The sequence below is a fragment of the Megasphaera massiliensis genome (assembly GCF_000455225.1).
Lineage (GTDB): Bacteria > Bacillota > Negativicutes > Veillonellales > Megasphaeraceae > Megasphaera > Megasphaera massiliensis.
In genome coordinates, this window is sequence record NZ_HF954559.1 from 90,814 (window position 1) to 101,753 (window position 10,940).

The 10,940-nt window shown below is 51.5% G+C and carries 9 protein-coding genes; 4 read left to right on the forward strand and 5 right to left on the reverse strand.

Going from position 1 to position 10,940, the window contains the following annotated elements:
• Positions 1 to 14 precede the first annotated feature (14 nt).
• The 5 genes from TX77_RS12000 to thiS form a co-directional block, all read right to left on the reverse strand.
• Complete coding sequence (locus TX77_RS12000; protein WP_044505323.1) at positions 15 to 536, reverse strand: cysteine hydrolase family protein; 522 nt, start codon at positions 534 to 536, stop codon at positions 15 to 17.
• Between the two features lie 18 nt (positions 537 to 554).
• On the reverse strand, positions 555 to 1,145 hold the full coding sequence (locus tag TX77_RS12005) for a thiamine phosphate synthase (protein WP_044505324.1): 591 nt from the start codon (positions 1,143 to 1,145) through the stop codon (positions 555 to 557).
• Positions 1,146 to 1,364: 219 nt separating this feature from the next.
• Positions 1,365 to 2,531, reverse strand: a complete 1,167-nt coding sequence (gene thiH / locus TX77_RS12010) for a 2-iminoacetate synthase ThiH (protein ID WP_044505325.1) — start codon at positions 2,529 to 2,531, stop codon at positions 1,365 to 1,367.
• Between the two features lie 14 nt (positions 2,532 to 2,545).
• Positions 2,546 to 3,316 carry a thiazole synthase gene (locus tag TX77_RS12015; RefSeq protein ID WP_044505326.1) on the reverse strand — a complete coding sequence of 257 codons (771 nt, stop codon included), beginning with the start codon at positions 3,314 to 3,316 and terminating at the stop codon, positions 2,546 to 2,548.
• 50 nt (positions 3,317 to 3,366) lie between these two features.
• Entirely contained in the window at positions 3,367 to 3,561 is a 195-nt protein-coding gene (thiS, locus tag TX77_RS12020; RefSeq protein ID WP_044505327.1) for a sulfur carrier protein ThiS, read from the reverse strand.
• Between the two features lie 257 nt (positions 3,562 to 3,818).
• On the opposite strand from thiS, the gene TX77_RS12025 reads away from it, so the two are divergent.
• From TX77_RS12025 to TX77_RS12040, 4 genes are all read left to right on the forward strand, one after another.
• Entirely contained in the window at positions 3,819 to 5,090 is a 1,272-nt protein-coding gene (locus TX77_RS12025; protein WP_044505328.1) for a hexokinase family protein, read from the forward strand.
• 149 nt (positions 5,091 to 5,239) lie between these two features.
• Entirely contained in the window at positions 5,240 to 6,637 is a 1,398-nt protein-coding gene (gene pdxR / locus TX77_RS12030; RefSeq protein ID WP_044505329.1) for a MocR-like pyridoxine biosynthesis transcription factor PdxR, read from the forward strand.
• 2 nt (positions 6,638 to 6,639) lie between these two features.
• A complete protein-coding gene (locus tag TX77_RS12035; RefSeq protein WP_044505330.1) occupies positions 6,640 to 7,905 on the forward strand; it encodes a metallophosphoesterase family protein in 1,266 nt (421 codons plus the stop codon).
• Between the two features lie 4 nt (positions 7,906 to 7,909).
• Positions 7,910 to 10,903, forward strand: a complete 2,994-nt coding sequence (locus tag TX77_RS12040; RefSeq protein WP_044505331.1) for an AAA family ATPase — start codon at positions 7,910 to 7,912, stop codon at positions 10,901 to 10,903.
• Positions 10,904 to 10,940: the final 37 nt, after the last annotated feature.

The window sequence follows — 10,940 nt, forward strand, 5'->3', positions numbered from 1 at the left end:
TTTTACGTATGAAGTTATACGATATCGATTTGACAATTCTGCATAATCTTCAAAGCCATTTCATGGGCCTCCGGTGTAGAGCCGGCGCAGCAGGAGCTGTCGACGACGATTTCTTTTTCCGGATAATGGGCCTTCAATAAAATCGCATTGGAAACGACACAAATATCGGTACAAAGCCCCATGAGGACGAGTCGGTCATAATCTTTGACTTCATCGACCAAGGCCGGGCAGCCGAAAGACGGCTTTTCAAAAATCTCTGCCATGAGCGTGTAAGGCAGGAGCTGTTTGCAGATGCGCCAGCCCCGCGTATCCTTGATGCAGTGGGCAATGGGGAGTTTTTGACCTTCCCGGGTTTCCAGATAATCACTGTCATGGGTATCCTGCGTAAAAATCAGATCCGTCTCTTGGTCGGTATCTTTTTTGCTGGCAACAATTTTTGCTTCGACATGGGGAACGATGGCTTGAGCCTCAGGCGTACCTAGGGAGCCGTCGATAAAATCATTTTGCATGTCGATGATGATATATGCTTGAGTCATACAGCCCTCCCGTATTCTTTAGGAACGAAGTTCTTTCAAGTATTCCGGGACGTCCGGGCAGGTCATGAGACCTGACATCAAGGCTACACCGGTAACTTGGGAGTCCTGAAGCTGGGATACCGTCGTGGGGTTTACGCCGCCTAAGGCGTAGACAGGAATGTTTACGGCGTTGCAGATGGCCTTTACCGTATCGACGCCGATCGGCTTATCCGCCGGCTTGCAGTCTGTCGGGAAGACATGGCTGGCCATGATATAGGTGGCACCCAGTTCTTCGGCTCGGACGGCTTCTTCTACGGTATGGACGGAAACGCCAAGGGTCGTCATATAATACAATAAGGAAGAGTGGCTTTCAAGGTATGACAAGGAGCATTGGAAACGAGGAATGTGAAGTCGAATGGCGACTTTGCCAAAATGTTGAAGGATACACGTCTTTTGGTGAATGCTGCAGAGGCGAAGTGCCCGTTTGGCATAGTCCGTGTAGTCATCTTCAGAGAGTCGTTTTTCACGAAGGACGATGAAGTCTACGTCGGATGCAGCAATTTGTTCGAGCTGGTCCCAGTAGTTTGTCGCCGCAAGTTCGTGGTTTGTAATGGCAGCTACTTTTAACACAATTATCACCTGAATATTAGAGTATTTTATACTACAAATATACAGTAATCTCATACTAACGTCAATGATTATACCAATAGAATATAATAGGGCCCTCCTATGAGTTAAACGCTTTAGAACATGCGGGTTTACGACAAAAGCAGGTCGGGGTGGATTAGGTCCTGACCTGCTTTTGTCATAGTTCTATATAGGTATTTAATAGTGGATATCAGATAAGTATTACAAATAAATATACTCGCTCGTGAGGGGCTGGAGGCCCATGTTCTTGATGTCAGCGTACATCTGGTCGAAGGAACGGCCGTCGGTGATTTCAAACTGTTCATCACCCATTTCCGACCCGTCTTGATGCAGGTGGCCGCCGATGCCGACGCAGACACTGGCCGATACCTTGGTGGCTGCAATCTTCATGATGGCATTGCGGAAGGAAGCACTTTCACGGCTCGATACGACGATGTTGGCGTAAGGCAGGAATAAGCGATAGGCACAGATGATTTGCGTCAGCTTCCGTTCATCGACATCTTTTGGATTGATCTTATCGTTGTTGATGATCGGGCAGAGACGCGGACAGGACAGGGAGATTTCAGCGTGAGGGTACTTGCGCTGCATGAGCCAGGCGTGCATGCCCGTTGCCAGGGCGTCTTTCTGGTAGTCGTCGAGGCCTAAGAGGGCTGCGAAGCCGACGCCGCGCATGCCGCCGAGAATAGCCCGTTCCTGAGAATAGAAGCGGTACGGGAAGATTCGTTTATGGCCGGCCAAGTGGAGCGTTTCGTATTTGTCGGAATTGTACGTTTCCTGGAATACAGTGACATAGTCGGCGCCGCATTCGTGGAGATAGGTATAGTCCTTGGTGTTGGTCGGGTATATTTCCATGTTGATGACACGGAAGTACTGGCGAGCGATTTTGACGGCGTTGCCGATGTACTTGATGTCGCTCATCTTCGGACTTTCACCGGTCAGCATGATGACTTCTTCAATGCCCGAGTCGGCGATATTCTTGCATTCTTGGTGAAGTTCCTCATCGTTCAGACGGGCCCGTTTTATTTTGTTGTGCGAGTTGAATCCGCAGTAGATGCAGTGATTGTCGCAGTAGTTGGCAAAATAAATCGGCGTCATGATGGAAATGTTGTTGCCGAAGTGGCGGCGCGTGACCAAATGGGCTTTTTGAGCCATTTCTTCGAGGAACGGGGCAGCTGCCGTCGATAAGAGGGCCATGAAGTCCCGCGGGTCCAAGCGTTCTTTCGATAAGGCCATGCGGACGTCTTTAGCGGTAAAGTCTTCATTGTTAAATGAATCGTGAATGGCGACGACTTGGTCGAGCATGTCGGAATCGAGGATTTCCATGCCCGGCAGGTAGGTCATATGGTCGATACGTTTTTCTTCTGTCATGATCGCATTCCTCCTCAGGCACCTAAGAAACCGGTAAGCGGATCTGAAGCCGATGCCGTTTCACGGATGCGGCCGAGGCCGGACAGATAGGCGTTGCGGCCGGCGCGAATGGCTTCGCCGAAGGCCTTGGCCATGAGAGGAAGGTCGCCGGCCGTTGCGATAGCCGTATTGGCCATGATAGCAGCGGCACCCATTTCCATGGCTTCACAGGCTTGGGACGGACGGCCGATGCCGGCGTCGATGATGATGGGCAGATCGACTTCGTCGATGAGAATCTGGATGAAGTCCTTTGTCGATAAGCCTTTATTGGTGCCAATCGGAGAGGCTAAGGGCATGATGGCAGCGGCACCGGCATCGACGAGGGCCCGGGCTGCGTAGAGGTCAGGATACATGTAGGGCAGGACGACGAAACCTTCTTTTGCGAGGATTTCCGTAGCCTTGATCGTTTCGTTGTTGTCGGGCAGGAGGTATTTGGAGTCGCGCATGACTTCGATTTTGATGAAGTCGCCGCAGCCGATTTCCCGCGATAAACGAGCGATGCGGACGGCTTCTTCAGCCGTTCTGGCGCTGGACGTATTGGGCAGCAGGGTGACGTCTTTGGGGATGAAGTCTAAGATATTGTCTTTTTCACCGGCTTCGACGCGGCGCAGGGCCATGGTGACGATTTGTGCGGTGCCTTGTTCGACTGCCGCCTTGATGAGGTCGACAGAAAATTTGCCGGAGCCTAAGATGAAACGGGACGTGAATTCATGGCCGCCAAGGACCAGTGTATCTTTCTTTTCCATTGGGAGACACTCCTTTTATATTGTGTAGGTTTTCTGCTTAGTCAGAAGGGTTAGCCCCCGCCGACAAAGTGGACGATTTCCATGGAATCGCCGTCTTTTAAGGTCACCGTGTCATAAGCTTTACGCGGTACGATCGTGCCGTTCAGTTCGATGGCGATGCGGTCTGTGCGATAAGCCTGGTCGGTAAGATAAGACAGCAGGTTCTGGCCGTCTGCTGCGATGTCCTTGCCGTTGATGCGTATCATGCTGGCCCTCCTTTCTATGCATTAAAAAAAGGCCGCACGAAGACTTACACCCAAGGTGGTGTACCCCTTCGTGCGGCCTTTTGTTTCGGTCTCACTCTACCTTTGATTATAGACGATTGCCTGAAAAAGTCAATCGTTTTATGCCAATCAGTACCAAACGGCATCCCTGACCGATATGGTCAAAATAGAGCAGACTGGCGGCGTGACAGGGAACATAGTATAATAAAATTATAAACTCACGAGAGGTGATGACTGTCATGAATGAACGGATGGATTGGACGGATATTGCCCGCTATTTTTACTTGCCTGATGAGCGGCTGCAGGCGATTTCCCGTGATTTCTCGGCCGATATCGACAAGGCCTTGGCCGGTGAGGCCGGAGCCACGGTTTCGGCTGAAAAATCGTATGCATCCCTGCCGGAAGGGGATGAAAAGGGCGTATTTTTGGCACTGGACTTTGGCGGGACTAATGTTCGAGCCTCGCGGATTCGCCTCTTGGGACGACATTGCTATATCGTCGAAAAAAAGGTATCCCGACCGCTGAAAGTGGCCGGTGAGTACGATTACTTGTCCTCTTCGACGACGGCGTCAGAACTCTTTGATTTCTTGGCCCGTCTTGTCGGCAAAGTAGCTCGCAGCGGCCAGTCTTATCGACTGGGGCACGCCTTTTCTTTCGCCTTGAAGCGGACCGGTATCGAAGACGGCCGCCTCCTCTCCTGGTCTAAGGAAATTGCCGTTTCCGGGGTCGAAGGTGAGAACGTCAACGCCTTGCTGAAAGCGGCGCTCCGGCGGCAGGGACTCAGCGACATCGAGCCCGTGGCCCTTGTAAATGATACGACGGCCCTCTTGCTGTCGGCGTCTTATACGATGGAGAAGGTCCGTATCGGTATGGTCTGCGGTACCGGGTTTAATGCCTGTTATTATGAGCCGGAATGGAATATGATCGTTAACTTAGAGGCCGGCGATTACAACGGCGTTACGGGTCATCACTGGGATGAGGCTGTCGATGCCGGATCGTCTCAGCCGGGGCTGCATAAACTGGAAAAGATGATGAGCGGCGCTTATGCCTCGGAACTCTTTCGCCAAACGCTGTTGACCTACTTTGACACTCAGGAACTGCCTCCTTTTACGACGGAAGCAATGAATGATATCATTGGGAACGATGATGATCAACAGGGCCGGCTTACGATGGGGCGGCTGTGGAATCGCATCGTCTGCTTGGAAGATGTGCGCCCCATAAGGCATATCGGAGCGGCTATTTTTGTGCGTTCAGCTCAGCTTGTCGGCGCCGTCGGCTGTGGTATTCTGCATCATTTATATAAAGAGCTGCCCATTCCGAGTCAGACCATTGCCATTGACGGAGGTGTTTTAAAACACGTTCGAGGTGCCTTGGTTATGATGGAAGATGCCATGCAGGCCTGCCAAAATGAAGGTCCTAATCGGGAAAAACAGATTTCCGTCGATCCGATTCTCATCCAAGATGGGGTCTCCGTCGGTGCTGCGATTGCGGCTGCTATGAGCATAAGATAGTTTTTATAAGAAAATATATGGATTTGCCAAGGAATCGCCGGGTATCCCTCTTTTCAGGCGGCGCATTTTTCGGTACAATATAATATTACAGAGACAACCATAGACATGGCGACGCCACAGAGGGGAGAAGGGGCCTTAGGCCGGATGCAATGCTGCAACTCGACAAATCTATCAGCAAACCATTTTATGTACAAATTTACGAATATTATCGCCAGGAAATAGAATCGAGCCGCATGGTAGCCGGTATGCGTCTCGATTCTGTGCGTGAATTGGCTCAAGCTGCCGGCATCAGCAAGATGACCGTAGAAAAGGCCTACTACCAATTGGCCAGTGAAGGCTATATCCTGCGCCGGCACAAAGCACGCTATGAAGTAGCCTCCTTGGGCCGGCGGGAACAACTGCCGGAAGAAGGCCGTCCAATGCGGGTGCAGGAAATCGTACATCAGCCGGTGTATGACTATGACTTCGCCAGCGGCGACATGGCCTTGGAGCGATTCCCCCTCGATATTTGGCGAAAGTACATGAATCGTGTTTTGTCAGAGCCGGATCGCCTGTTGGCGGCCAATGACGACCAGGGCGTCCCTGATCTGCGCCGTGCTCTGAGCCGTTACGTCTATGAAACACGCGGTGTCCATGCAGCGCCTTCACAGATTGTCATCGGCGCCGGTACGATTTCCCTGCTGGGCATATTGACGCACTTACTGCGCTGTAAATACGACTGCATCGGCGTTGAAGAGCCAGGATTCCGACTGGGGCGGGAAATCTTTCGCAACAGCGGCTATTCCATCGTTCCCATTCCTATTAAGGGCGGTCTCCTTCAGGTCGATGAGCTGGAGCAAAGTAACGTTCGCTTGGTCTACGTCAGTCCGTCCCATCAGTTTCCGACGGGAACGGTCATGCCGGCCGGCATTCGCCATCGTCTGCTCCAATGGGCAGGAGAGACTGACGGACTCATTATCGAAGACGACTACGACAGCGAGCTTCGCTATTACGGCCGACCGGTACCGGCACTTCAGGGACTGGACCGAAGTGGCCGCGTCATCTATATGGGGGCCCTTTCGAAGGTATTGCCTTTTTTTGTCCGCCTGAGTTATATGGTGCTTCCGCCGGAACTCATGCCGTTATACCATGCCCGGCGAGGTCTCTTTCGGCAGGGCGCTTCTGTGCCGGAACAATGCGTGTTGGCGGAATATATCCAGAGCGGCGAACTTTCACGCCAAGTCCGCCGGCTGCGCAAGGATTATCAGGAAAAAGGCGAATTCCTGAGGAAACTCCTCGTGGAGGCCTTTGGCCGGGAAATCGTCGTCGGCCAACTCGTTTCCGGCATCTACTGTCACGTCCGCCTGCACAGCCCCTTATCAGAATCGGATTTGCTCAAAAAAGCGGAACAGCAAGGCTGCCGCGTCTTATCCATGCAGTCTTTTTATGAAACACCCTCACAGGAAACGGACAATGAGTTTCTCCTGTCATTTTCAAAAATTCCCAGCTGTAAGCTCCGTGATGCCGTTGCGGCCCTGCATGCAGCATGGTCAGAGAAGGAAGGATAATAATGGCGAAAAATTTGCGGTTTATTCAATGCGGAGATCTTCATTTAGGAAGCCCGTTCCATAATCTGGCCGCCATCGATGATCGCTGGCAGCGTATCATCGGCAAAGCTCCGGTCCGGGCCTTTCAAAAAATCGTACAGCTGGCTATCGATAAACAAGTTCACGCCGTTTTGATTACGGGTGATGTCTATACCAGTGCCAATCACAATCTCACGGCTCAGCTCGATTACGTGCGGCTGCTTCATAAATTGGCCCAGCATCAAATTCAGGTCTTTGCCGTCCTTGGCAATCACGACCCTTTGGAAGCTTGGAAGGCAAAAATACCTTTCCCGCCCAACGTCCATATCTTTTCGGCAGAGGCTGTCGAACGGGTACCTCTGCTCGTTGACGGCGAAGAAGCGGCTGCCGTTTACGGCCAAAGCTATGCTAAAGGCGAACAGCGGGAAAATCTGGCCTGGAAGTTCAACCGTGCCGCCGGAGATACCTTTTCTATCGGCCTGCTCCACACCCAAGTCGGCAGTCGTGAGTCGACGTATGCTCCGTGCACCCTTGACGATTTAAGAGAATGCGGCATGGATTATTGGGCCTTGGGTCATATTCATAAACACGAAATTTTATGTGAAAAGCCGTATATCGTCTATGCCGGCAATCCCCAGGGGCTGGACTGCACGGAAAGCGGTCCTCGGGGCTGCTATTACGTTGAAGTCGGCCCTTATGGAACGACGAATATCGAGTTCGTCGATACCAGTATCGTCCGCTGGGAAAGCATTGATATTGCCATCGACGGCCTCGAGTCCGTATCGGAACTGCGCGGTGCCGTGCGCTTTGCTAAAGAAAAAGTGCGCCGTGATATCGGGAAACCGACGTTCTTGACCGTTAATTTTACGGGCAGCGGCAGTATGTACCATGTCATCAACAATCCGGAAGCGACACAGTACTGGCTGGAAAGCTGGCGTGAAGAAGAACAGGGAAAGTATGCCTTCGTCATGGTCGAACGGCTGCGCAACCTGGCCCGTCCGAAAATCAATATGGATGAACGGAGTAAATTGCCCGACTCCATTGGCGATTATTTAAATGTTTTCGACAATTTAGAAAAATTGGAGCCTGCTGAAAAAGCAAAGGCCCTGCGGGATATCCTCATGAATCGGCCCGAGTTCGAACGCCTCGGTGCGTATGGCCGGGCGATTTCTGATGACCGCCTGCTGGAAAACTTTGAAAAAGCCAAGTGGCTGGGCATGCAGCGCTTGCTGGAACATAGAAGAGGATAATGTCATGAAGATTATACAGATGGAATTAGCTGATTTCGGGATTTATCATGGTGTCAAATGGAATCCCCCGGAAAGCGGACTGATCGTCATGCACGGCCGTAATGAAAGCGGGAAGACGACCCTTATGAAGTATGTTCGCTCCATGTTCTTCGGCTACTTGCGGGGCGACTGGCACGGCTATTTCGGCAGTATGGATATCCGCCGGGAAGACGGAAAAGAATACCGGATCGTCCGCAATGAAAAAGAATATACCTTATCGAACGGCGACGAAAACCTTCAGGAAGAACCGGCCGATTTGTGGTGGCACGGGCTGGATCGTCAGACCTACGATAAGATTTTCGCCATGGGCCTTGAGGACCTTCAGGGCTTTAAAATCCTGTCCAACGAAGCCGTTCGCAATCACTTTTTCAGCATTGAAGGCGGCGTCGCCATGGGGCTGGCCCGCAGTGAAGTGGCCAAAGAGATGGGGGAACTTCTGGTCGCATCTCCCCAGGGGAAAAAGCCCATCAATGCCCTCCTCAATGAACAGAAAGACTTCGACCGCCGGATCAGCAGCCTGGCCTTTGATGAAGATGAATTCGCGAACTTACAGGAAACGGAGCGGACGACGCATGAAATCGAAAACCGCATCCGTCTCGATATTGAAGAATCAAAGCAGCAGATCGAGCAGATTTCCATGCCCATCGCAGCTTGGGACGTCTATAAACGTGGTCAGGATGCTCTGCAGCAGATGCAGAATTTAGCTGACGTATCGCAGTTTCCCTTAGATGGTGCTCAAAAATGGGCCGATATGGATCAAAAAATCAAGGAAATCGACGAACAGATTAAGCACTTGAAGGAAATGAACCAAAAGGGACCGGCTTTTCAGGAATCATGGAAGCGCTGGCTCGTCTGCGGTCCTCAAATTGAGGATATTTACCGCAGTATTCCGGCTTGGAAACAAGGCCTTGATGAATTAAAAGAACACGAAGATAAAGAAATAGACTGGGATTTTGAAAAAAATAAACAGGCAGAGTCCTTGAAAGGGTGGACTGTCACCGGTGAAATTCCGGAAACGGTCGACTGGCCGCGCGGAATGGCTGCGGCTTCAACCCTTGAACACAGCCGTCAGGAAATGGAAAAGTGGCAGGCTGCCAAGCCCAAGAACGTCTCGTCGCCGGAACTTGATGAAGAAGATACGGAAAAGTCGAAAGACGAGTGGAATACTGTTGGGACAGCCGTAACGGCCATTCAGTCGGCCGTTACGGAACGGCAGACCCTGCAAGAACAGCTCGATTGGCTAAAAAATGGGGCTACGGGCCCGTCGAAGGCCTTTACCGTATTAGGCGTGCTCTTTCTCTTAGCCGCGGTCGCCTGCGTCGCTGCGGTATATCTGGCAGACTTTGACTCAACCCTTGGACTGGGTGCCGGGGCAGCCTGTGCCGTCATCGCCGTCATCTCCCTGGCCCGTCAAAAAACGGGGACCGATCGTATTCCCCGTAAAATTGCTGAAATAGAGAGTCAATTAGGGAAGCTTAATCAGCAGATAAGCGACCTTTCAAAAGACGCTGAAATCAACTTAGATGTGGAGGCCGCCAACGATCGCTGGCAGCAGGAATTAGACGGCGTCCGGAAACAGTACATGGACTGGCAGACGAAGGAATCAAAGAATGCCTGGCAGAAAGAACAAAAAGTGATGTACGATGCCATCTATGGCACCTGGCAGGAAGAAGGAAATACCTGCAAGAAAAAACTCTTAGCCAGTGAAACGGCTTGGGAAGGCTGGCGCGATAAGTCGGGATTTACGAAACTTGAAACGGCGGATATGGCCAAAGCCAAAGAAGCCTGGGATATATGGAAACAGATGACGACGGCGTCGAACGATTGGAAGCGGCGTAAACTCGATGTCAACAGTTCCATTTCGCGTTGGACGGATACGGCAGAACAGATTTTCCGTGAAGTCGGCGTTAAAAAGCCGGTATCTCCCGACGAGGCAGAAGCCGTATATAAACAGTGGCAGGATATCCGTGTCCAGGCAGAAGTTGCCAAAGAGCAGGACCGTCAACAGAAAGAACGGGAAGCTCAGATTGAAAGCCTGGCCGAAGAACGGGAACATAAAGTTCAGATGCAGCGGGAACTGCTTAGCGCTGCCGGGGCCAAGACCGATGCGGAATTCCGCAGCAAATTATTGAAATTCCGTCAATTCCAACAGTATAAGGAAGTCTATGACCAAACGGAGGCTCATATTCGGCTCATCGCCAAGAATCCTAAAAAATTGTCGGAACTGCGCCATGAATTGAAGATACACACGCTGAAAAACTGGACCGACGAACGCGATTACTATCAGAAAAAAATCGCCGAGGCCGAAAAGAAACTGGCCGAAGTGGCTGAAAAACGAGGCAGTATCATTGAACGCCTGAGTCAGATGGCTAAGAGCGATGAATATGGGAAACTCTTGCAGACCCAGCAGAACCGCAAGGCCGATTTGGACCGCCACGTCGATGACTGGCTGACCTATATGTATACCCAGTACATGCTCGAACAGGCTCAGGATTACTACGAAAGAGTCCGCCAGCCCATCGTCATTCGTCAGGCCGGTGAATACCTCAATCTCATGACCCAAGGGCGTTATACCCTTCAGGCCAGCCTCGACGGAAAGCAGCTTTTCGCCGTTGACGGTACCCAGCGCCGCATACCGGAAAAACAGTGGAGCAGCGGATTAGGCGACCAGATTTACCTCGCTATCCGCGTCAGCCTGGCCATGGCCTTCTCGCGGCAGATCGAACCGATGCCGCTCATCCTCGACGACATCCTGGTCCGCTTCGATGAACAGCGCCAAAAAGAAGCCATTCACTTTTTAGCGTCCTTAGGTAAAAAAGAACAGATTTTCCTGTTCACCTGCTCGGCAGCGACCCAAAAAGTGGCCCAGGAAGTTCAGAAAGAACTTTCCGGAGAAACCGATACGATCCATATTTTTGAAATCGAAAAAGGAACCATCCAACCCCAAACGGCTTCGTAACAGGACTTTTGGAAATGTTGTCCGTAACACAAAAAAA